Here is a 20,962-nt window from a genome sequence, read left to right on the forward strand (position 1 = left end):
TCCCGTTGTCCACCGACGCGCTCACCAGGGCACCTCCTGCGTACCGGCACCGTCGGCGAGCCCCAGCTCGCGGTCGCCGAGCGGTGCGAAGAACCGGGCCACGTCCTCGTCCGAGACCTCGGCGAGGGTGGCGGGGGACCAGCGCGGCGCGCGGTCCTTGTCGACGACCTGGGCGCGGATGCCCTCGACCAGGTCGGGTGTGGTCAGCGCCGCGCACGAGACGCGGTACTCCTGGTCCAGGACCCGTTCCAGCGGCCCGAGGTCACGGGCCCGGCGCAGCGCGGCCAGGGTGACCTTCAGCGAGGTGGGGGACTTGGCGAGGATCGTCTCGGCGGCCTCCTTGGCCTCCGGGACGCCGCTGCCGAGCAGCCGGTCCACGATCTCCTCGACGGTGCCCGCCGCGTAGCAGGTGTCGATCCACTCCCGGTGCGCCGCCAGCCCGCCTTCGGGGGCCTGCTGTACGTACCGCGGCAGCACCTCGGGCACGGGGGCGGTGGCGAGGTCCGCCACCAGCCGCTCCACCTGCTCCGACGGGACGAAGTGGTCGGCGAGCCCGCACAGCAGCGCGTCCCCGGCGCCCACCGGCGCCCCGGTCAGCGCCAGGTGCGTACCCAGTTCTCCGGGCGCGAGCGCCAGCAGGTACGTGCCGCCGACGTCCGGTACGAAGCCGATGCCGGTCTCGGGCATGGCGACCTTCGAGCGTTCGGTGACGATCCGTACGCTGCCGTGCGCCGAGACGCCGACGCCGCCGCCCATCACGATGCCGTCCATGACGGCGACGTACGGCTTGGGGAAGCGCGCGATGCGGGCGTTGAGGAGATACTCGTCCCGCCAGAACGCGGTGGACGCCGCACCGTCGCCGGTCCGCGCGTCCTCGTGGATGGCGCGGATGTCGCCGCCCGCGCACAGCCCGCGCCCGCCCGCGCCGGTGATCACCACGGTCTCCACCGCGGGGTCGTGCTCCCATCCGGCCAGGGCCGTGCCGATCCGGCGCACCATGGGGTGGTCCAGGGCGTTGAGGGCCTTCGGCCGGTTGAGGGTGAGGTACGCGGCCCGGCCCTCGGTCCGCAGCAGTACGGAGTCGTCGGTCATCGGGCGGCCCCCGTTCCGGCGCCGGCGCGGGCGCCGTTCCCCGTTCCCGCCCCGGTCAGCCCGCGGGCCACGATCAAGCGCATGATCTCGTTCGTCCCTTCCAGGATCTGGTGCACCCGAAGATCGCGGACGATCTTCTCCATGCCGTATTCACTCAGGTAGCCATAGCCCCCGTGCAGTTGCAGCGCACGGTCGGCGACGGAGTAGCCCGTGTCGGTGGCGAAGCGTTTGGCCATCGCGCACAGCTGCGGTGCCTGCGGGTCGCCGCGGTCCAGCGCCTCGGCCGCCTGCCGCACCAGCGCACGCGCGGCGGCCAGCTCCGTCGCCATGTCGGCGAGCCGGAACTGCAACGCCTGCGCGTCCAGCAGCCGCCCGCCGAACGCCTCCCGGTCCGCGAGGTAGGACTGCGCCGCGTGCAGGGCGCTCTGCCCGCCGCCGAGGGAGCAGGCGGCGATGCCGAGCCGGCCGCCGTTCAGGCCGCTCATCGCGATACGGAAGCCGTCGCCCTCCGCGCCGAGCCGCCGGTCCGCCGGAATCCGGACCTCGTCGAGGATCACCTGCCGGGTGGGCTGCGCGTTCCAGCCCATCTTCTTCTCGTTGGCGCCGAACGACAGGCCCGGATCGTCCCGCTCCACGACGAACGCCGAGATGCCGCCCGGCCCTTCGTCACCGGTACGGGCCATCACCACGTACACCCGCGAGGCCCCGGCCCCGGAGATGAACTGCTTCACGCCGGTCAGTACATAGCCGTCCCCGTCGCGCACCGCGCGGGTACGCAGCGCCGCCGCGTCGGAACCGGCGCCCGGCTCGGTCAGGCAGTAGCTGCCGAGGTCCGTCATCGAGCACAGACCGGGCAGCCAGCGGGCGCGCTGCGCGTCGTCGCCGTACCGGTCGATCATCCATCCGACCATGTTGTGGATGGAGAGATATCCCGCGATGGACGGGCAGGCGGTGGCCAGTACTTCGAAGACGAGCACGCCGTCCGCGCGGCTCAGCGCGGAGCCGCCGCACTCCTCCCGTACGTAGATCCCGCCGAGCCCCAGCCCGGCGGCCTTGCGCAGCACGTCCACGGGGAAGTGCTTGTCCTGGTCCCAGGCCACGGCGTGCGGCGCGATGTGTTCCTGCGCGAAGTCCAGTGTCGTCTCGACGATGGCGAGCTGGTCGGCGGTGAGCGAGGTGGCCGAGGTGGCGGTGGTCATGACGCTCATCGCGCTCAGCCCATCGTCGGGATGGTGAAGCTCGCGCCCTCCTTGACCCCGGAGGGCCAGCGCGAGGTGACGGTCTTGGTGCGGGTGTAGAAGCGGATCGCGTCCGGGCCGTGCTGGTTCAGGTCGCCGAAGCCGGACCGCTTCCAGCCGCCGAAGGTGTGGTACGCGACGGGCACCGGGATCGGCACGTTCACGCCGACCATGCCGGTGTTCACCCGGCGGCTGAAGTCCCGCGCGGTGTCGCCGTCGCGGGTGAAGATCGCCACGCCGTTGCCGTACGGGTGCTCCGTGGGCAGCCGCAGCGCCTCCTCGTAGTCGGCCGCGCGGACCACCGACAGCACCGGGCCGAAGATCTCCTCCTGGTAGATCCGCATGTCCGTCGTCACCCGGTCGAAGAGCGAGGCGCCCGCGAAGAAGCCGTCCTCGTGGCCGGGGAGGGCGAAGTCCCGTCCGTCGACGACCAGCTCGGCGCCCTCGCTGACGCCGAGGTCGACGTAGGCGCGGACCCGGTCCAGCGCGTCGCGGCTCACCAGCGGCCCGAAGTCGGCGTGCGGGTCGTCGGAGCGGCCGATGCGCAGCGTGCCGACGCGCTCCTTGAGCCGCGCCACCAGCGCGTCGGCGGTCTCCTCGCCCACCGGTACGGCGACCGAGATCGCCATGCAGCGCTCGCCCGCCGACCCGTACCCGGCGCCGACCAGCGCGTCCACCGCCTGGTCGAGGTCGGCGTCCGGCATCACGATCAGGTGGTTCTTGGCGCCGCCGAAGCACTGGGCGCGCTTTCCGTGGGCGGCGGCGGTCGCGTAGATGTGCGCGGCGATCGGTGTCGAGCCGACGAAGCCGAGCGCTTCCACGCGCGGGTCCTCCAGCAGCGTGTCCACCGACTCCTTGCCGCCGTGCACGACGTTGAGGATGCCCGGCGGCAGGCCCGCCTCCAGGAACAGTTCGGCGAGCCGCAGCGGCACGGACGGCGCCCGCTCGGACGGCTTGAGCACGAACGCGTTGCCGCAGGCGATGGCCGGCGCGGCCTTCCACAGCGGAATCATCGCGGGGAAGTTGAACGGGGTGATGCCGGCCACCACGCCGATCGGGCGGCGCAGCGAGTGCACGTCGATGCCGGTCCCGGCGTTGTCGGTGAACTCGCCCTTGAGCAGGTGCGGAATGCCCGCGGCGAACTCCACCACCTCCAGGCCGCGCTGGAGGTCGCCGTGCGCGTCCGGGACCGTCTTGCCGTGCTCACTCGACAGCAGCCGGGCCAGCGACTCCCGCTCTCCCTCCACCAGGCGCAGGAAGTTGAGCAGCACCCGGGCGCGCCGCTGCGGGTTCCACTCGCCCCACTCCGGCTGGGCCGCCGCCGCGTCGGCGATCGCGGCCGTCGTCTGGGCCCGGTCCGCGAGCGGGACCCGGGCCTGCACGGTGCCGGTGTTGGGGTCGTACACGTCGCCGTAAGCACCCGAAGTTCCCGGTGTGTGCTTGCCGCCGATGAAATGGGTCAGTTCACGGGCCATGGGAGCCTGCTCTCGTCAGGTGAGGTCCGGGGATGGCACGGCGGGGCACACGGGCGGCGCGAGGGCGCGCGGACCGTGGCGGGGCCGTGGGACGCGAAGGCGTGGAACCGTCAGCGCGCGGGCGGTGCCGCGGGCCGGACCGGATCACCTGGGCTGTGGATACGCACCGATGCCATGCGTGTCTGCTCCATCCTCGTGGACAACACGGAACAACACCCGCGGCCGGTATCCTGGCTTCCGGATCACCGCGCGCCGCCCGCCTTCCCGACCTCGTTCTCGTCAGTGGCGTGTTGCTCGGCGTCGCACTCCCCGGTCACAGTGGCGGGACCACGCCGGATTCACACCGGCTTCCCTGCACCGCGGGCCTTGGTCACGAAGATATAGTTGGACGTCCTAGTAAGTCCAGGGGGTGCTTCGTGACCCGGCCCACCCGGACCCCTCACCGCCCCAGGCGGACGTTGAGCCGGGCGGCCTGCAGGGTCAGGTGGTTGCGTTCGGCGAGGTTGGGGGCTTTTCGGGCCGCCTCGGCGTAGAGCCGCGCCGCTGTCGGCAGGTCGCCGTCGCGTTCGTGGAGGTAGGCCGCCACCGCCGCGTGGCGGGGCAGGGCGGCGTCCAGGGCCGCGAGTGCCGCCAGGCCGGCGCGCGGGCCGTCGGCCTCGCCCACGGCCACCGCGCGGTTGAGCCGGACCACCGGACTGCCGGTCAGCCGCACGAGTTCGTCGTACCACTCGACGATCTGCACCCAGTCGGTCTCCTCGGCGGTGGGCGCGTCGGCGTGCAGGGCCGCGATGGCGGCCTGGACCTGGAACTCGCCCAGCCGGTCGCGGGCGAGGGCCGCCTGCAGGACGCCGATGCCCTCGGCGATCGCCCCGGTGTCCCACCGGCCGCGGTCCTGCCCGGCGAGCGGCACCAGGCCGCCGTCGGGAGCGGTCCGGGCGGCGCGCCGGGCGTGGTGGAGCAGCATGAGGGCCAGCAGCCCCGCCACTTCGGGGTGGTCGATCGAGGCGGCGAGCCGCCGGGTGAGCCGGACGGCCTCGGCGGCCAGGTCCACGTCGCCGGAGTAGCCCTCGTTGAAGACCAGGTAGAGGACGCGCAGCACGGTGGCCACGTCGCCGGGCCGGTCGAAGCGCACGCCCGACACGGTGCGCTTGGCCCGGCTGATCCGCTGCGCCATGGTCGCCTCCGGCACCAGATAGGCCTGGGCGATCTGGCGGGTGGTGAGACCGCCGACGGCGCGCAGTGTGAGCGCGACCGCCGACGACGGTGTCAGCGAGGGGTGGGCGCACAGGAAGTAGAGCTGGAGCGTGTCGTCCGCGGCGGGCGCGGGACCGGGCGGGGGCTCCTCGTCGACGAGGTCCTCACGCCGGCGGCGGGCGGCGTCCGCCCGGGTCGCGTCGAGGAACCGGCGCCAGGCCACGGTGACCAGCCAGCCCTTCGGGTCCCGTGGAGGGTCGGCCGGCCAGGCGCGGACCGCCTCGACCAGCGCGTCCTGTACGGCGTCCTCGGCCGCCGCGAAGTCGGCTCCGCGGCGGACGAGGATGCCGAGCACGCCCGGCGTGAGGCTCCGGAGCAGGCTCTCGTCCACCTCCGGGGTCACTCCGTGATGGTGGGCGGCGCGGCGAGGAAGGGGCGCAGCTCCAGCCACTCGTGGATCGGCTTCCCGCCCGCGCCGGGGGCGGCCGACAGCTCCCCGGCCAGCTCGACGGCGCGCTCGTAGCTGTCGACGTCGATCACCATCCAGCCGGCGATGAGGTCCTTGGTCTCGGCGAACGGGCCGTCGGTGACCGGCGGGCGCCCCTCGCCGTCGTACCGGACGAACGTCCCCTCGGGGGCGAGCGCCTGGCCGTCGACGAACTCGCCGGTCTTCTCCAGCCGGTCCGCGAAGTCCTGCATGTACTTCATGTGGGCCGAGACCTCCTCCGGCGTCCACCGGCTCATGGGAACGCAGTTGGCCGGGGCCGGGGCGCCGCGGTAGTGCTTGAGCAACAGGTACTTGGCCATGAGACTCTCCTCGGTGCTGAGGCGACCCATTGTGGTCGCGTTCACCACGGGGACGGAGCCGGTCGCCGGTTCTCGACATCGCCGCCTGAAAACTTTTTCCGGCTCCGGTGGACGACGTCGTCCGTGCTGCCGAGCGGGCGGGCCCCGGCGCGCCTCCCGCTCACCCCTCCCGCACCGGATACGGCACGAACGTGCTGCTGTTCTCGTCGATCGCCAGCGTCCGGCCGAGCGGCGGTACGGCCCGCTGCGGGCACTCCAGCCGTTCGCAGACGCGGCAGCCCATGCCGATGGGGGTGGCCGCCCCGGCGTTGTCCAGGTCCAGCCCGTCGGAGTAGACGAGGCGGGAGGCGTGCCGGATCTCGCAGCCCAGGCCGATGGCGAAGGTCTTGCCGGGGTCGCCCCAGCCGCCGCGGTGCCGGGTGACCGTGCGCGCCGTCCACAGGTAGCGGCGGCCGTCCGGCATGGACGCGATCTGTACGTGGATACGGCTGGGCGCGGTGAACGCCTCGTAGACGTTCCACAGCGGGCAGGTGCCGCCCGCCCGCGAGAAGTGGAAGCCGGTGGCCGACTGCCGTTTGGACATGTTGCCGGCCCGGTCGACGCGGACGAAGGAGAACGGCACCCCGCGCCGCCGCGGCCGCTGCAGGGTGCTCAGCCGGTGGCACACCGTCTCGTAGCCGAGGCCGAAGCGGTCGGTCAGCCGCTCGATGTCGTACCGCAGCTCCTCGGCCGCGGCGTGGAACGGGCCGTACGGCAGCACCAGTGCCGCCGCGAAGTAGTTGGCGACGCCGATCCGGGCCAGCGACCAGGCCGTCGAGCCCTCCTCGAAGTCCTCCGAGGCGGGCCGCGACAGCTCGTCACCGGCCTCCAGCAGCGCCAGCTGGGTGGCCATGCGGAAGGCGCGCTGGCCGGGGCGCAGGCCGGCCGACAGCCGCAGCACCCGGGCGGCCGGATCGTAGTGGTGCAGCGGCCCGTCGGGCGTGTCGACGAGGCGTACGCCGTGCCGCCCGGTGAGCCGCGCGGCCAGGGCGCGCCCCACCTCGCCGGGACGGATGCGCAGTTCGGCGGCGAGCTCCTCGGCGGCGAGGTCGGCCTCGTGCAGGTAGTTCTGCCGCCGGTAGAAGAACTCGCGGATCTCCTCGTGCGGGGAGAGCGGCGCGGCCGGGTCGGTGCCGCCGTCCCGGCCCTCCGCCAGCTCCGCCAGCCGTTCGGTCAGCGCCTGGTTGCGCCGGCCCAGGCCGAGCAGGACCGACGCCACGGAAGGCTGCCGCGAGGCGAGTTCGGACAGCTCGGTGGGGGAGACCCGGCCGGCGGCCAGCTCGTCGGCCAGGGCCTCGCGCAGGCCGGCCAGCACCCGGCCGGTGTCCCGCTCGGAGAAGAAGCCGGGGTCCACGCCGAACGCCTCGGTCAGCCGCAGCAGCACGGGCACGGTCAGCGGCCGTGAGTCGTGCTCCATCTGGTTGAGATAGCTGGGCGAGATGGCCAGCACGCGGGCCAGCGCGGCCTGGCTGAACCCGCGCTCCTCCCGCAGCCGCCGCAGCCGCGCCCCGGCGTAGGTCTTGCTCACGGTGCCCCCTCCGTCGCTGCCGCGCAGCACACCCTAGTCGCCGTACGGTCGTTCCGGACCTTCGCAACCTTGGCAAAACTTGCGGACAAAATTGGCAGAACTTGGCTCGGGGCCATGCTTGATGGCACCAAGTGCCACTGCCAGAGTCGGCGGTGCGGCCCCCGGCAGCATTGCTCACTCCCGCTACCGGGACATCCGGCGGGCCGCACTTCAGCAGTTTCGTGGCACTGGTGCGGCACTCGGTGCCGGTAATTCGCAGCGTTCACCAGCAGTCCACCACCGAGCACAGCGGTCCGAGCGAACTTCCGGGAGACGGTCATGGCACAGGCAGGAACGAAGGCGGCCGAGGAACTGGCCCAGCGGTGGGCGAGCGACCCGCGGTGGCAGGGCACCACCCGTACGCACAGCGCCGCCGACGTGGTGCGGCTGTCGGGCAGCGTCCGCGAGGAGCACACCCTGGCCCGGCGCGGCGCCGAACGGCTGTGGCGCCAGCTGCACGAGCAGGACTACATCCACGCGCTCGGCGCGCTGACCGGCGGCCAGGCCGTGCAGCAGGTCAAGGCCGGACTGCAGGCGGTCTACCTCTCGGGCTGGCAGGTCGCCGCCGACGCCAACCAGGCCGGTCACACCTACCCCGACCAGAGCCTGTACCCGGCCAACTCGGTGCCCCAGGTGGTGCGCCGCATCAACAACGCGCTGCTGCGCGCCGACCAGATCGCCACCGCCGAGGCGGCCGGCCCGGATGCTCCGGCAGGAGGCACCGACTGGCTCGTGCCCATCGTCGCGGACGCCGAGGCCGGCTTCGGCGGCCCGCTCAACGCCTTCGAGCTGACCAAGGCGATGATCGAGGCGGGCGCGGCCGGTATCCACTACGAGGACCAGCTCGCCTCGGAGAAGAAGTGCGGCCACCTCGGCGGCAAGGTGCTGGTGCCCACCTCCCAGCACGTGCGGACCCTGGGCGCCGCCCGCCTGGCCGCCGACATCGCCGACGTGCCGACGGTGATCGTCGCCCGTACCGACGCCCTCGCCGCCACCCTGCTGACCAGCGACGTCGACGAGGCCGACGCCCGCTTCTGCACCGGCGAGCGCACCGCCGAGGGCTTCTACCGGGTCACCAGCGGCATGGCCCCGGTCATCGCCCGCGGCCTGGCCTACGCCCCGTACGCGGACCTGCTGTGGATGGAGACCGGCACGCCCGACCTGGCCCAGGCCCGGGAGTTCGCCGAGGCGATCCACGCCCGGTACCCCGACCAGCTGCTGGCCTACAACTGTTCGCCGTCCTTCAACTGGCGCGCGGCGCTGGACGACGACCAGATCGCCAAGTTCCAGCGGGAGCTGGGCGCGATGGGCTACCGCTTCCAGTTCATCACCCTGGCCGGCTTCCACTCCCTCAACCACGGCATGTTCGACCTCGCCCGCGGCTACGCCGAGCACGGCATGACCGCTTACGTGGACCTCCAGGAGCGCGAGTTCGCCGCCCAGGAGCACGGCTTCACCGCCGTCAAGCACCAGCGCGAGGTCGGCACCGGCTACTTCGACCTGGTCGCCGCCGCCGTCAACCCGGCCTCCGAGACCACCGCGCTGCGCGGCTCCACCGAGGAGGAGCAGTTCCACTAGGGAGTGTTTTGAAAGTTGGAGTAGCCGTTACTGATCTCTTAGGTGGGAAGTCGGGTCGTGACGGGGGGCTGTTTTCTGCGGTACGCCGGAACTGTGCGGTACGCGCAGGGTGGCGGGCTGACCCGTGGAGCGGCAGCGGTTGCGTGAGCGGGTCCGCCGGCAGGCCGGCGAGCGGTTCGGGAACGGTGAGAAGACCGCGGTGATCGCGAAGGATCTGCGGGTGTGAGCGAGCGGTCGGTGGAGCGCTGGCGGCGCGCGTGGTGGGAAGGCGGGATGCCGGCGCCGCCGTCCAAGGGGCCGCCCCGGGCGCCCAAGCTGTCCGGTGCGCAGTTCGCCCAGCTGGACGGGGAGTTGGCCCGGGGTCCGGCCGCGCATGGCTGGGAGGGCCAGCGGTGGACCCTGGTGCGGATCAAGACCGTGATCGCCCGGAGGTTTCGGATCACCTGCTCGATGGTCGGGGTGTGGCGGCTGATGCACCTGCACGGCTGGTCTCGGCAGTGCCCGGCCCGCCGGGCACTGGAACGCGACGAGCACGCGGTGGAGCTGTGGAGGAAGGAGATATGGCCGCGGGTGGAAGCACCGCGGCGGCGCTCGGGGCTCACATCGTCTTCGAGGACGAGGCCGGGTTCGCGATGACGCCGCCACGCGCCCGTACCTGGGGACGGCGCGGGCATACGCCCGTCGTCAGGGCCCGCGACCGGTCCCGGCGGCGCATCTCCATCGCGGCGATGTGCTGCTACAGACCCGGTGATCTCCCGGCTGATCTACCGTCCCCGCTTCCACCTGCCCTTCAAGGGGGCACGCAAGAGCTTCACGTGGACCGACTACCGCGACCTGGCGGTCCGCGCCCACCTGCAGCTCGGCACCCCGGTCGTCCTCGTCTGGGATGATGTGAACACCCACCGGGCCGCCAGAATGCGGCAGTACGCCGCCGATCACGACGACTGGCTCACCATCGTGCAACTCCCCCCCCGGTACGCACCGGACCTGAACCCGGTGGAAGGCATCTGGTCACTGCTGCGACGCGGCCCGCTCGCCAACGTCTCCTTCACCGATGCCGAACACCTCGAACGCGCTCTCCGCCGGGGCCTCAGCCACATCCGGCACCACCCCGGACTCATCGACGGCTGCCTCACCGAGACCGGCCCGGTCCTACACCCATCCCGACACCCCACCGAATAGATCAGTAGGCGCAGGTGTCACCGCACCGCAGGTGGGCGGCGGCACACCGGAACGTCACCACGGCTTCGCGTCCGGGTGCACCCGGAGCAGGACGTGCAGGTCCAGCGAGCGCGGCGGCTCGCGCCACGTGGGGCCGAGCAGGCCGTCCAGGACGGCGAGTCGCTGATAGAGCGTGTTGACGTGGACGCCGAGGGCCTTGGCGGCGGGTGCGGCCCGGCAGCCGTGGTCGAGGTAGGTCTTGAGCGTGGCGAGCATCGGCATGCTGCGGCGCTCCTGCTCCCGGACCACATCGCCCAGCAAAGCGTCGAACTGCGCCTGGAGTTCGGCGCGCCCGGCGTGGCTGAGCAGCACGCGGTAGATGCCGAGCCGGGCGGCCGTGGCAGCGACGCCGGTATGGCCGAGGGTCCGCAGCGCGTCCACGGTACGCGCCGCTTCGCGGTAGCAGCGGTGGAGATCGGCAGGGCCCGTGGCGGGACCGGCGACGCCGACGGTGGCCGACGGGGTCGCGCCGCCGGCGCCCCAGGCCCGTACGAGCTCCTCGGGGTCGCGAGCAGGCACGACGGCGACCAGCCGCGCGCCGTCCGTCGCGACGATGGTGCCTGCGGGCGGGCCGAGCGCGGCGAGTTCCTGGCGCGCCCGTCGCTGGGGCTCTCCCGGCGGTCCCTGACCGGGCTCGGCCGACACGAGGCAGTAGGCGGTCGACAGGTCGAGTCCCGCGTTGCGCATGCGCTGGCGCAGCGCCGTAGGGTCCGGCTCCGGACGGTGGAGCAGGTCGAGCAGCAGCGCGTCCCGGGCCAGCCGGGTCGCCTCGGTGACTGCTCGCTCGCCGACGGCGGCGAGTGCAAGGGCCGGGGCGGCCCGTTCGAGAAGCGATCGATCGGTTTCTGCGTCCTCGCCGCCCAGGAGCACCAGCGCGCCCACCACGACCTGCCGCGCTATCACCGCCGTGATCCGGGCGGCCCCGCGGTCGGCCGGGTCGGCACGGCAGGCGTCCGGCGGATCGTCAAAGAGCGCGGCCAGCACGGAGGGCAGCCCGGGCATGCGCGCCGCGAGGTCGGCGGGCACGGCGTCGCCCGCGCCGACGAACCACACCTCCCCGGTGGCCGCTGCCGCGATCTCGTCCACCAACTCCGCGACGCCGCCGCCCCGCAGCACCACGGCGGTCAGCTGCTGCTCCCACGCCAACGCCCGTTCCAGCCGCACGTTGACCGCGGCGAGCTGTTCGGCCGCCGTCTGGTGCCGCTCGATCGCCGCGGCGTTGTCGAGGGCGAGCGCCGCATGCGAGGCCAGCGCCGACAGCAAGGTGATCTCTTCCTCCGCGAAGTGGCTCTCCCTGCGCTTGCAGACGAACAGGGCCCCGAGCTGGCGGCCGCGCGCGGCGAGCGGCACGCCGAGCAGTGCGCGGAACCGCTCGGCGGCGGCGACGGTGTCGAAGGGGCCGTGGGCGAAGGCGGGTTCCGTGGCGTAGTCGCTGGACCAGACCGGTGCACCGCCGCTCAGGACCGCGCCGAGCATCCCGGCGGCACGGGGCACGCGCAGACCCGGCAGCTGCGGAGTCAGGGCCCCGCTCGCCACCTCCATCACGAAGTCGTCGCCGTCCACCAGGCCGATGTAAGCGAGGTCCGCGCCCAGCAGCCTGCGGGCCTGCGCGGTGATCTCCTGGAGCAGCTCGCCAGGCTGATGGAGGCCCGCCAGCCGGGCGGCGATGTCATTGAGCGCGGCCAGCTCCGCCGCCCGTCGACGCCGCTCGTCCAGCCGGGCCAGCAGCCGCAGGGCGGCACTCGCCTGCCGCTCCGCCTCCATGGGCTCGGCGCCGCCCCGCACAAGGTCGTCGCGGTGGGCGCTGATCGTCTCGGCCGACGCTCCCGCCAGCAGCAGTTCGAGCCAGGACCCGGTCATCACACCCTTTCCGCCCGACACACGAATCTATGTGCACAGCACACATTAGCGCGTCAAGATCCAGGGGGCTTTCTCCATACCGGGCCTCCGGACTCGTCCCTAGCGTGAAGACATGACCGAAACCAAGGACGCACCCCAGGCCCCGACCGAAGAGCCCGGCCGGTACGGAGACGTGAACGTCTTCCGGACGGGCCAGGGCGGGCTGCCCGCCCCGCCGGAGAACTTGCCCTTCTCGCAGGAGCGACTGCTGCGCAAGCGCGAACTGGCCGCAGCCTTCCGACTGTTCGGCCGGTTCGGATTCTCCGAGGGCGTCGCCGGGCACATCACGGCGCGCGACCCGGAGTTCCCCGACCACTTCTGGCTGAACCCCTTCGCGATGAGCTTCAACCGGATCAGGGTCTCCGACCTGCTCCTCGTCAACGAACAGGGCGAAGTCGTCGAGGGCGACGGCCCGGTGAACATGGCCGGGTTCCACATCCACTCGGCGGTCCACCAGGCCCGGCCGGACGTGGTGGCGGCCGCTCACGCGCACTCCCTGTACGGCAAGGCGTTCGCCTCGCTCGGCATGCGGCTCGACCCGATCACGCAGGACGCGACGGCCTTCTACCGGGACCACGGCCTCTACGCCGAATACGGCGGCCCGGCCGGCTACCGGGAGGAGGGCGAGCGCATCGCCGAGGCCGTCGGCGACACCAAGGCCGCCGTCCTCCAGAACCATGGCCTGATCACTGTGGGCCACAGCGTGGGCGAGGCGGCATGGTGGTTCTTCACCATGGAGCGCTCCTGCCAAGCCCAGCTCGTCGCCATGGCCGCGGGCAGTCCGATCAGCATCGACCACGAGACGGCCGAGTTCTCCCGCAAGGAAGTCGGCTCCCCCTACGCGGGCTGGCTCAGCTTCCGCCCCCTGTGGGACCAGATCACAGCGGAGCAGCCCGACTTGCTCGACTGATCCGAAGTTCTCCCGAACTCGTCCTACCAGGGGCTTCACACGGTGTTCAGGGTGCAGGCCAGTTGCTCCGGCTCGCTTGCCGTCACGCGCTCGGTCGACATTGCGGAGAAAACCTCAGTAGCCAGTGGTTGGTGACGGCGATGAAGTGCGTGGGCGATGGGCTCGGACGTCCACAGGGCGTCCATCGGGATCGCGAGCTGTCATCGTCCACTGCGTGGGCAGTGTTTCGATCTGTCCGACCGGCCACCCGGCACCCAGGATTTGTTCGCGGACCTCACACAGCTGCGCGTGTGTTCCCACGCACAGCCCCCATCCGGCCTTGCTGAGGGGATCGAGATCAGTGGTGGGGGCGGTAGCGGTTTCGACGATCATCAGGTGGTCATCGCCGCCGACATCGATGACTGCGATGCGCGGATCAAAAGGGGTCGCGGCGCGCTCGAATGCGAGCACTGCTCCGAGCAACTCCGTGTAGTACGCCACGAGCCGGTCGAGGTCGGTCGTGGACAGAGTCAGATGGTTGATTCCGAAGAGTTCGGGCATGGTGGGCCAACTGTAGTGCAGCCGCTGGAGGGCACCTGGGGCGCGGTTGAGATGGCACAGCGCCTGGCGTATCAAGGTGAGCTGGATCGTGGCTTCGAAGCGGACGGCAAGTCTCTCGTACTGTGCCGTGACACCCCGCGCCTGCTTGAGGAGCCCGATCCGGCACTCGACTTCGTGTCTGGCCTTGTATTTCTCACGGTCGAAGCCGGGTGGGCGGCCGCCGGCCGAACCCCGGCGTCGGCGGTGGCCGACCTGGTCGCGCTTCTCCGGAATAGTGTGAGGGATCTGGCGGCGGCGCAGGTATACGCGGATCTTCCGGAAGGAGTAAGCGCTGTCTTGTCTCCGGCGACCGCGTCCGGCCGGGTGCGGGGGCGTCCGACGGGCCTGCGGGCGCGCACCTTGGCGAGTACGGGGATGAACTGCGGGCTGTCCGCGGCCTGGCCGGCGGTCAGGATCAGGGCCAGGGGTCGGCAACGACGGTCGGCAGCCACGTGGATCTTGCTGGTCTGTCCGCCTCGCGAGCGCCCGAGCAGAGCGGCTTTCAAACGGAGCCTGCGCCGCCGCCGGACGCGCCGCCGTTCGGCCCGGCTGGGATCGCAGACGTCATCCTGTCCGCCCTGTTCCTCCCCGCCACCCCCTTTTCACGTGGTCCGGGCTGCTTCGGGGGCGCGGCGGGGCGACAGGGCAGCGGTGGCCCGCCCCCTCCACAGGGATGCGCCGGCGAGGATCTGGCCGATGAACAGGGGGTAGATCGCGACCCGTTCGACCAGGCCGATGAGCCCGAATTCCGAGCCGGCCACGCTGAGGTAGAGCGGGAGGCCGATGAGTCCGATCGCGCCCAGCACCACCATGCTCCTGCCGACGCGGCGGGACACTCCGAGGGCTGAGTGCTGACGGCCCATCAGTACGGCGAGCACGTTGCCGCTGACGATCGACGCCAGGGCGCCGATCGGGTGGTAGTCGATCTGGCCGGCCGCTTCCTGGCCGCCTCCCGGGTTCAGGGCGAGCAGCACGCCGCCGATCGCCATGAGCAGTCCCAGGGTCAGCGAGACCCCTCTGCGCCAGCCGTGCAGCCCGCGCAGCATGAGGACGCCGAGGGCGATCAGAATGCCGAACAGGAAGAAGCCGGTGTTCATCACCCAGGCCAGCGGCGAGTTCATGACCTGGTGCAGTGTTTCGACCGGGCCGCGCACCCCCAGGTTGCTGACGTAGTGGTACGTGTAGCTGTAGGGCGGGTCGGTCCACGCCGCGGCGGAGATGAATTCCGCGGCGAAGTAGACGACCCCGCCCGCGGTCAGGAGCCCGCCGGCGGTCTTCGTTCGGGCGGGCACGCGCGCAGCGCGCCGTGTGGTCGGTCCAGCCATGTCCTTGGGTCCGTTCCTAGTGCGGGAGGTGGCGTCAAGCGGCGGGCGCGGAGCCCTGAGGCCGTGCGGGGCTCGGCGCGGGGATGCCGCTCTCGGCGGCATCACGCTTCACCCACTTACTAACTACACCGAGACTACTTTTACCGTCAATGTAGTAAGTGCTCGGGAGTAGAGTGCGGGTCATGGCAGACGAGACGACGGTGGGGCGGCGGGAGCGCAAGAAGGCGGCGACCCGTGCGGTGATCCTGGAGGCGGCCACGACGCTGTTTGTGGCGCGCGGTTTTGATGCCGTGACCGTGCGGGAGATCGCGGACGCGGCCGATGTGTCGCCCAAGACCGTGTTCACGCACTTTCCGCACAAGGAGGCGCTGGTCTTCAGTGACGAAGGCGAACGGCATGCCCGGCTGGTGGCCGCGGTGGCCGACCGTGCGGCGGGGGCCTCGATCTCCGACGCGCTCAAGGCGCACTACGCCGCTGAGATCGACGCGCTGACCCGCGAACCGGAGAGCCGGATCCTCGCGCTCATGGAAGACACTCCAGCCCTGGTCGACTACGCGGAGAAGATGTGGCTGCGCCACGAGGACGCCCTGGTCGCGGTCATCACCGACGAGTTCGGCCTGGACGAGCCGAGCGAGGAGATCCGCTTCTACGTCCGCTTCGCCCTGCAGATCCAGCTGGTGGCCGTCCGCGAGCCCGACCCGGTCGCGGCCATCGACGCAGGGTTCTCTCTCCTCGACCGCGGCTGGGCGCCGTACAGCGAGGCCAGGCAGGACCGCTAGACCCGGCGCCGGGCGGGCCGTGCGGTGGGCACCGCCCAGGGTCGGTGCCCACCGCACCTTCCGTCGGCTCGGGCGACGGTCGGCTGACCGGTGCGGCAAACCACTGCGCGGCGGCCTGTTCGAAGTCGTCACGGTCGCCTCCGGCCCACGCGACTACTCCGTCCGGCCGGACGAGCACGGCCGTGAGACCGAGGCGATCGCGCGCCGGACCGGCGGCGTAGTGGAGGCGGCCGTGCCACGCCCGGGCGGCTTCCCGGCCTGGAGCGATGCCCGTTTCCTAGGAACGGAGCGCCTCGGCGAGGAGGCCCGCACCAGGGCCTGCCAGCCAGCGGTCGAAGCGCAGCAGGAAGGGGAACTCCGCGCGCAACGCGTCGAGGTCCGAGCTTCCGGCCAGCCTGCCGTCGTCGACAAGTGCTTCCAGCTTGCCGAGGACCTCGCCCTGAGCGAGCGGCGTCGTCGGCAGGCGGCTGTAGCTGATCTTCTGGCCGGCGGCCCGGGTCAGATGCTCGGCCAGGGCGTTGCCGGTGAGGGTGTCACCGGCGATCTCCATGGTGCGACCGGCGTAGCGATCGGGGGAGCCGAAGACCGCGGCGACGATACGGCCGATGTCGCGCACCGCGATGAACTGCATGGCCTGGTCCGGGCGCATCAGGAAGGACAGGTGCCCCCGGTCGAGCCCCGTCGCGGGGGTCACCAGAAGCTCCATGAACGTGGCCGGCCGAATGATGGTGCCGGCGGTGCCCAGGTTCCGGACATGGGCCTCGATACGGTTCTTGGTGTCGAGGTGGTCCACGCCCGTTGTCGAACCCGCGGTGATCGCCGAGTTGTAGACGAGGTGCGCGACGCCGCAGTGCCCGGCGGTCTCGGCCACCGCCGCGCCGAAGCGGACCTCGTCCTCGTCGGTCACATCGGCGCCGGACTGGCCGGAGTTCGGCTGGACGCTGAAGACGCCGTGGGCGCCGGTGAAGGCCGCGCGGAGCGAGTCCGGATCGCCGAGGTCACCGCGGACGGTTTCGACGCCGAGGGCGGAGAGCGACCGGGCCCGGTGGCCGGACGGGTCCCGCACGATCGCGCGCACCGCCCAGCCGTCGGCCCGCAGCGCCGCGGCGACCGATCCCCCCTGCTGCCCCGTGGCGCCCAGGACGACGACGGTCTTGTCGGTGTTGGTCATGCCGGCCACACCGCGCTCTCGGCGATCATGACCGGGTTGCCGACGAACCTCGCCGATTGCGCCTGAGGCCTTTGCTTCCGAGTCCTTGCGAAGTGAGTCGGGGACGTGCCGCCACTGATACTGCTCACAGGCGTGCTCCATAGTTCGGATGGGAGGGTTCCCACCGGGGTCCGCCACGCTAAAACCTGACGCCGACGTCAGGTGCAAGCAGGACGTGGAGCCGAGCGCGCGCCCCGAACGCCGCGACGGCCCCTGCGCCCGGCGCCGCGCACCGGTCGCAAGGGCCGCCCGCCGGTCACTCGGGTACGAGCACCACCTTGAGCGCCGAGTACGGGGTCCCGGGCGCCGCGGCGAGCGCCGCGAACGCCTCCGCGTGCCGCTCCAGCGGGAAGCGATGGGTCACCAGCCGCTCCAGCGGCAGCCACCGGGCCAGCTCGATCGCCGTCGGGAACAGCCGGCTGTTGTAGTCCCCGGCCCCGATGATCTCCAGCCCCCGCCGGAGGATCTCCAGGGGACGCACGGTGGCCGACGCCTTGCTGTGGTAGCCCATGATCACGACGCGTCCGCGGTCCGCCGCGTACGCCAGGCCCTGTTCCAGCAGGTTGCCGACGGTGTCGATGACCACGTCGCCGCGCTGTACGAGCACGGACTCGTCCGGCGCGTGCACGGTGACCCGGCCGCCGAAGTCCGCCGCGAACACCGCACGGCACAGCTCCTGCCGGTACGGGTCCGGCTCGGTCAGCAGCACCCGGGCGCCGTGGTGCCAGGCGGCCATCGCGCAGACCACGCCCACCGGGCCGCCACCGACGATCACCGCGGTCTCGCCCGCCCGGAGCCGGCCCGCCGCCACGTTGTTCAGCGCGCACGCCAGCGGCTCCACGCCCACCGCGCGGTCGAAGTCCATGCCGTCGGGCAGGGTGTGGACGAACCGTCCGGGCAGCCGGAGGTACTCGGCGAACGCGCCGTCCAGGTCGAGCCCGACCTCCGTACCGGCCTTGTTGTCGCAGAAGTCCCAGTGCCCTCGCAGGCAGGGCGGACAACTTCCGCAGTACAGCGTCGGGTTGACGACGACCCGGTCGCCCGGCTTGTGCGTGGTCACCGCCGCCCCCACCGAGTCCACGGTGCCGACCGCCTCGTGCCCCATGACCACGCCCGGCTCGGCGGGGAACTTGCCCACCAGCACGCTGCGGTCGGTGCCGCAGATACCGGTCTGCGCGATCCGCACGACGACGTCGGCGGGCGCCGAGACCTCCGGTTTCGGACGGTCGACCAGCGATACGGTGCGCTGTCCGGTCAGGACCAGGGCCTTCATCCGGTGCCTCCTGCCGTGGTGGGGACGGCGCCGGGAAGGTCCCACCGGATGGCGCCGAGCAGTTCCTTGTGGAGCCGCGGGGTGGCTGCCGCGATACACGACTTCTGGTTCATCGGGTCCAGGTCGAGCAGCGCGGTGGTCCCCAGGTCGTCGCCGTAGGCGTCGGTGATGGTGACCCCGCCGCGCTTGGCGAGGTACACCGCCGCGGCGATGTCGTACGGGAACAGGTGCAGGATCGAGCCGCGCCCGGCCGCCAGGAAGTCCGCCTCGGTCGCCGGGTGGTCGCGCAGCACGCGGTTGCCGATGTCCACGTACGCGTCGAGCTGGCCGGTGAGGATGCGCGAGATCGAGAACGTGGCGCTGTTGAAGACGAAGACGCCACCGGTGTTGGCGGACCGGTCCACCAGGTGCGCGTAGGCCGCCGTCATCAGGCGCATGGGGTGGCCGTTGAACTCGATCGACCAGAACATCCGCGCGGGGTCGGTGGTACGGCTCAGCCGGGGCAGCGGGTGCGGGAAGCCGCCGTGCGAGAGTCCTTGTGCGTCGTCCCCGTAGATCCAGGCGCCGGACTTGATCTCCAGCAGGTGCGCCGCGGTGACGTCGTCCAGCGTCGGCGCGGACCCCGTCAGCGGCGCCGCGGCGATCGACACCATGCCCATCTCCAGCCCGGCCGAGGTCGGCCGGGTGCCGTCGACGGGGTCCACGACCAGCACATACCGCGGGTCCGGCGCCAGCTCGACCAGCGAGCCGTCCTCGGTGTAGACGGCGAGCGGCACCTCGGCGTGCCCGCGCAGATACGCGAGGACGGCCCGCTCGGCGACCTCGTCCACGTCGAACTGGGCGTCGCCGCCGGGGGAGTCGCCGTGCACCTGCCGGGCGAGCCCCCGGCCGGCGTACGCCATCAGCTCGGACCGGACGTGCCGGCCGAGGCCGGTCAGCAGCTCCCTCATCCGGCTCATGCGGCCAGCTCCGCGCGGAAGAGGTTCTCCAGCCGGTCGCACAGCAGCTCGGCCTGGTCGAGGGTGAGGATCAGCGGCGGCCGGATCTTGAGCACGTTGCCGTAGCCGTAGCGGGAGGTGCGCAGGATCAGTCCGTGCCGGCCGGCCGCGTCGGCCAGGTGGTTGGTCAGCTTGACGGCGGGCTTGCCGTCGGGGTGCGCGATCTCGAAACCGATCATCAGGCCGACACCGCGTACGTCCACGATGGCCGGGTAGCGGGTTTGCAGGTCCGCGAGCCGCCCGAGGATGTGGTTGCCGGTGGCCCGCACGTTGGCCAGGAACTCCGGCTGCCGGACGATGTCGAGGGTGACGTTGGCCGCCGCGGCCGCCAGCAGGTTGGCGCCGTAGGTGAAGGAGTGGTGCTCGGCAGGCAGGCCCGCCAGCCGCTCGTTCGTCAGGATCGCCGCCACCTGGGCGCCGGAGCCGCCCAGGCCCTTGGCGGTGGTGATGGCGTCCGGCGCCACGTCGAAGTGCTGCGCCGCGAACATCCGGCCCGTACGGCCGATGCCGGTCTGGATCTCGTCGAAGATCAGCACGATGTCGTGCTCGTCGCAGAAGGCCCGCAGCTTCTGGAAGTAGCCGTCCGGCGGAACGATGTTGCCGCCGTTGCCGGAGATCGGCTCGACGATGATCGCGGCGACCCGGCCGGTGCTCGCGTACTCCAGGAAGTCCTCGATGCGGTCCACGCACATCATCCCGCAACTGCCGGGCTCCTGCCCGTAGAAGCAGCGGAAGCAGTACGGGTCCGGCACCTGAAGCGTGCGCGGGAACAGGGACGGGAACGGCTCCTTGCGGAAGGCGTTGCCCGACATCGACGTCATCATCATGGTCTGCCCGAGGTGGCTGCGGAACAGGGAGACGACCTCGGAGCGCCCCGTGGCGTGCTGCGCCATCTTGATGGCGCCCTCATTGGCGGTGGAGCCGCCGGACACCTTCGGATGCACCTTGGTCAGGTTCTCGGGGGAGACCTCCACGAGCCGGCGCACCAGCCCGTTGATCGGATCGCTCTGCACGGAGGACGTCAGATGGGCGAAGACGTCCAGCTGTTCCTTCATCGCCCCGACGACCGCCGGATGGGAGTATCCGAGGCTGAGGTTGAAGGTGGCGGAGGCACAGTCGAGGTATTCGTTGCCGTCCTCGTCGTACAGGTAGATCCCTTCGCCGCGCACCATCTTCCGGGCGCTGACGGGGTAATAGAGCAGATCACGTACGTTCGTGGCATCCATGAACATTTCTCCTCGAAGAAGACATGCTGTTGCCGGGTCCGGATGGCTGGGCATCTGGGGCCGGTACGCGGGCCGGGCCCCTGCCACGGGGCCGCCGCGCGTGCCGGATCACCGCAGGCTCGAACGCCGGCCGGCTGCGGTGCGACGGAGGGGATGTGCTGTGGTGTGCTGCCCGGTGCGGTATCCGGACGCTTCAACCTTTGACAACAACGACCCTAACAGGGGGAGTGTTCGTTTTCCTTGGTCGTCCGGGGATCGGCTGGAATCCATCAGATCGGCGCGCGGGCAATGATCGAGCGGACGCCGGAATGTTGCCTCTGAGCTGGGGAAGCGGGCAGCGGGAGGGAAGGCGCGGGGGTCGGCCGTTCGTTGGCGGAGTTCCGTCGTCGGCGCGGAAAGGGCCTTGGAGAAGACTCCAAGGCGCGGCATACGGGCGGGCGGATCGTTCGTTTCAGTGTCTTACGCAATTTTCAAACACACTTGGTGCGCCTTTGGGTGGTGTACATGTTCGGTTCGGTTGTCGACGGTGCGCCCTTCGCCGCACACGACGAG

17 protein-coding genes, 3 pseudogenes and 1 riboswitch are annotated in these 20,962 nt (G+C 71.6%); of the genes and pseudogenes, 5 read left to right on the forward strand and 15 right to left on the reverse strand.

Annotation, left to right across the window (positions count from 1 at the left end; all coding sequences use genetic code 11):
• Window positions 1-21: 21 nt before the first annotated feature.
• From ACFV57_RS31750 to ACFV57_RS31775, 6 genes are all read right to left on the reverse strand, one after another.
• Complete coding sequence (locus ACFV57_RS31750) at window positions 22-1,092, reverse strand: enoyl-CoA hydratase/isomerase family protein (RefSeq protein ID WP_385239288.1); 1,071 nt, start codon at window positions 1,090-1,092, stop codon at window positions 22-24.
• On the reverse strand, window positions 1,089-2,300 hold the full coding sequence (locus ACFV57_RS31755; RefSeq protein WP_385239290.1) for an acyl-CoA dehydrogenase family protein: 1,212 nt from the start codon (window positions 2,298-2,300) through the stop codon (window positions 1,089-1,091). Before ACFV57_RS31755 ends, ACFV57_RS31750 begins: the two co-directional genes overlap by 4 nt.
• Window positions 2,301-2,305: 5 nt before the next feature.
• Window positions 2,306-3,805 carry a CoA-acylating methylmalonate-semialdehyde dehydrogenase gene (locus tag ACFV57_RS31760; RefSeq protein ID WP_385239292.1) on the reverse strand — a complete coding sequence of 500 codons (1,500 nt, stop codon included), beginning with the start codon at window positions 3,803-3,805 and terminating at the stop codon, window positions 2,306-2,308.
• A 202-nt stretch (window positions 3,806-4,007) separates the two neighbouring features.
• Window positions 4,008-4,189, reverse strand: a riboswitch (cobalamin riboswitch).
• Between the two features lie 55 nt (window positions 4,190-4,244).
• Window positions 4,245-5,390 (reverse strand): RNA polymerase sigma factor, encoded by a 1,146-nt coding sequence (locus tag ACFV57_RS31765; protein ID WP_385239338.1) that lies wholly within the window; start codon window positions 5,388-5,390, stop codon window positions 4,245-4,247.
• Between the two features lie 8 nt (window positions 5,391-5,398).
• Entirely contained in the window at window positions 5,399-5,806 is a 408-nt protein-coding gene (locus tag ACFV57_RS31770) for a YciI family protein (RefSeq protein WP_385239294.1), read from the reverse strand.
• Window positions 5,807-5,966: 160 nt separating this feature from the next.
• On the reverse strand, window positions 5,967-7,373 hold the full coding sequence (locus ACFV57_RS31775) for a short-chain fatty acyl-CoA regulator family protein (RefSeq protein WP_385239296.1): 1,407 nt from the start codon (window positions 7,371-7,373) through the stop codon (window positions 5,967-5,969).
• A gap of 318 nt (window positions 7,374-7,691) precedes the next feature.
• On the opposite strand from ACFV57_RS31775, the gene aceA reads away from it, so the two are divergent.
• The 3 genes and pseudogenes from aceA (at window position 7,692) to ACFV57_RS31790 (ending at window position 10,172) form a co-directional block, all read left to right on the forward strand.
• A complete protein-coding gene (gene aceA / locus ACFV57_RS31780) occupies window positions 7,692-8,990 on the forward strand; it encodes an isocitrate lyase (RefSeq protein ID WP_385239298.1) in 1,299 nt (432 codons plus the stop codon).
• A 222-nt stretch (window positions 8,991-9,212) separates the two neighbouring features.
• Window positions 9,213-9,626, forward strand: a complete 414-nt coding sequence (locus ACFV57_RS31785; protein WP_385239300.1) for a winged helix-turn-helix domain-containing protein — start codon at window positions 9,213-9,215, stop codon at window positions 9,624-9,626.
• Window positions 9,623-10,172 (forward strand): annotated as a pseudogene (locus ACFV57_RS31790) (transposase). Before ACFV57_RS31785 ends, ACFV57_RS31790 begins: the two are co-directional and overlap by 4 nt.
• Before the next feature lie 54 nt (window positions 10,173-10,226).
• Here the strand turns inward: ACFV57_RS31790 and ACFV57_RS31795 are convergent.
• Complete coding sequence (locus tag ACFV57_RS31795; protein ID WP_385239302.1) at window positions 10,227-12,071, reverse strand: GAF domain-containing protein; 1,845 nt, start codon at window positions 12,069-12,071, stop codon at window positions 10,227-10,229.
• A 112-nt stretch (window positions 12,072-12,183) separates the two neighbouring features.
• Here ACFV57_RS31795 and ACFV57_RS31800 point away from each other — a divergent pair, with 112 nt between their 5' ends.
• The gene (locus ACFV57_RS31800) at window positions 12,184-13,020 is read left to right on the forward strand and encodes a class II aldolase/adducin family protein (protein ID WP_385239304.1); all 837 of its coding nucleotides are present in this window, start codon (window positions 12,184-12,186) and stop codon (window positions 13,018-13,020) included.
• Window positions 13,021-13,134: 114 nt separating this feature from the next.
• Here the strand turns inward: ACFV57_RS31800 and ACFV57_RS31805 are convergent, their stop codons facing one another.
• The 3 genes and pseudogenes from ACFV57_RS31805 to ACFV57_RS31815 form a co-directional block, all read right to left on the reverse strand.
• Window positions 13,135-13,560, reverse strand: a complete 426-nt coding sequence (locus tag ACFV57_RS31805; RefSeq protein WP_385239340.1) for a VOC family protein — start codon at window positions 13,558-13,560, stop codon at window positions 13,135-13,137.
• A gap of 78 nt (window positions 13,561-13,638) precedes the next feature.
• Window positions 13,639-14,201: pseudogene (locus tag ACFV57_RS31810) on the reverse strand (transposase); the annotation flags it as partial.
• Window positions 14,202-14,891 carry a DUF998 domain-containing protein gene (locus tag ACFV57_RS31815; protein WP_385239306.1) on the reverse strand — a complete coding sequence of 230 codons (690 nt, stop codon included), beginning with the start codon at window positions 14,889-14,891 and terminating at the stop codon, window positions 14,202-14,204. It lies immediately after the preceding pseudogene.
• A gap of 215 nt (window positions 14,892-15,106) precedes the next feature.
• Between ACFV57_RS31815 and ACFV57_RS31820 the strand changes: the two genes are divergently transcribed.
• Entirely contained in the window at window positions 15,107-15,703 is a 597-nt protein-coding gene (locus ACFV57_RS31820; protein ID WP_385239308.1) for a TetR/AcrR family transcriptional regulator, read from the forward strand.
• Between the two features lie 100 nt (window positions 15,704-15,803).
• On the opposite strand, the pseudogene ACFV57_RS31825 reads toward ACFV57_RS31820, so the two are convergent.
• From ACFV57_RS31825 to ACFV57_RS31845, 5 genes and pseudogenes are all read right to left on the reverse strand, one after another.
• Window positions 15,804-15,971 (reverse strand): annotated as a pseudogene (locus tag ACFV57_RS31825) (FAD-dependent oxidoreductase); the annotation flags it as partial.
• 9 nt (window positions 15,972-15,980) lie between these two features.
• Window positions 15,981-16,874: an NmrA/HSCARG family protein gene (locus ACFV57_RS31830; RefSeq protein WP_385239310.1), complete on the reverse strand. Its 894-nt coding sequence runs from the start codon at window positions 16,872-16,874 to the stop codon at window positions 15,981-15,983.
• A 295-nt stretch (window positions 16,875-17,169) separates the two neighbouring features.
• Window positions 17,170-18,186, reverse strand: coding sequence for a zinc-binding dehydrogenase (locus ACFV57_RS31835; RefSeq protein WP_385239312.1), 1,017 nt, complete (start codon window positions 18,184-18,186; stop codon window positions 17,170-17,172).
• Complete coding sequence (locus ACFV57_RS31840) at window positions 18,183-19,145, reverse strand: inositol monophosphatase family protein (RefSeq protein ID WP_385239314.1); 963 nt, start codon at window positions 19,143-19,145, stop codon at window positions 18,183-18,185. Before ACFV57_RS31840 ends, ACFV57_RS31835 begins: the two co-directional genes overlap by 4 nt.
• Window positions 19,142-20,410, reverse strand: coding sequence for an aspartate aminotransferase family protein (locus ACFV57_RS31845; protein ID WP_385239316.1), 1,269 nt, complete (start codon window positions 20,408-20,410; stop codon window positions 19,142-19,144). The genes ACFV57_RS31840 and ACFV57_RS31845 overlap by 4 nt, the downstream gene beginning before the upstream one ends.
• Between the last annotated feature and the right edge of the window lie 552 nt (window positions 20,411-20,962).

Origin of the sequence: Streptomyces sp. NPDC059788 (assembly GCF_042732265.1) — a bacterium.
In the GTDB taxonomy this organism is placed as follows: domain Bacteria; phylum Actinomycetota; class Actinomycetes; order Streptomycetales; family Streptomycetaceae; genus Streptomyces.

Coding starts and splice junctions, on each gene's coding strand:
- ACFV57_RS31835 (WP_385239312.1), bottom strand. CDS start 18,186: ATGAAGGCCCTGGTCCTGACCGGACAGCGCACCGTATCGCTGGTCGAC.
- ACFV57_RS31840 (WP_385239314.1), bottom strand. CDS start 19,145: ATGAGCCGGATGAGGGAGCTGCTGACCGGCCTCGGCCGGCACGTCCGG.
- ACFV57_RS31820 (WP_385239308.1), top strand. CDS start 15,107: ATGGCAGACGAGACGACGGTGGGGCGGCGGGAGCGCAAGAAGGCGGCG.
- ACFV57_RS31845 (WP_385239316.1), bottom strand. CDS start 20,410: ATGGATGCCACGAACGTACGTGATCTGCTCTATTACCCCGTCAGCGCC.
- ACFV57_RS31755 (WP_385239290.1), bottom strand. CDS start 2,300: ATGAGCGTCATGACCACCGCCACCTCGGCCACCTCGCTCACCGCCGAC.
- ACFV57_RS31805 (WP_385239340.1), bottom strand. CDS start 13,560: ATGCCCGAACTCTTCGGAATCAACCATCTGACTCTGTCCACGACCGAC.
- ACFV57_RS31750 (WP_385239288.1), bottom strand. CDS start 1,092: ATGACCGACGACTCCGTACTGCTGCGGACCGAGGGCCGGGCCGCGTAC.
- ACFV57_RS31795 (WP_385239302.1), bottom strand. CDS start 12,071: ATGACCGGGTCCTGGCTCGAACTGCTGCTGGCGGGAGCGTCGGCCGAG.
- ACFV57_RS31830 (WP_385239310.1), bottom strand. CDS start 16,874: ATGACCAACACCGACAAGACCGTCGTCGTCCTGGGCGCCACGGGGCAG.
- ACFV57_RS31800 (WP_385239304.1), top strand. CDS start 12,184: ATGACCGAAACCAAGGACGCACCCCAGGCCCCGACCGAAGAGCCCGGC.
- aceA (WP_385239298.1), top strand. CDS start 7,692: ATGGCACAGGCAGGAACGAAGGCGGCCGAGGAACTGGCCCAGCGGTGG.
- ACFV57_RS31760 (WP_385239292.1), bottom strand. CDS start 3,805: ATGGCCCGTGAACTGACCCATTTCATCGGCGGCAAGCACACACCGGGA.
- ACFV57_RS31770 (WP_385239294.1), bottom strand. CDS start 5,806: ATGGCCAAGTACCTGTTGCTCAAGCACTACCGCGGCGCCCCGGCCCCG.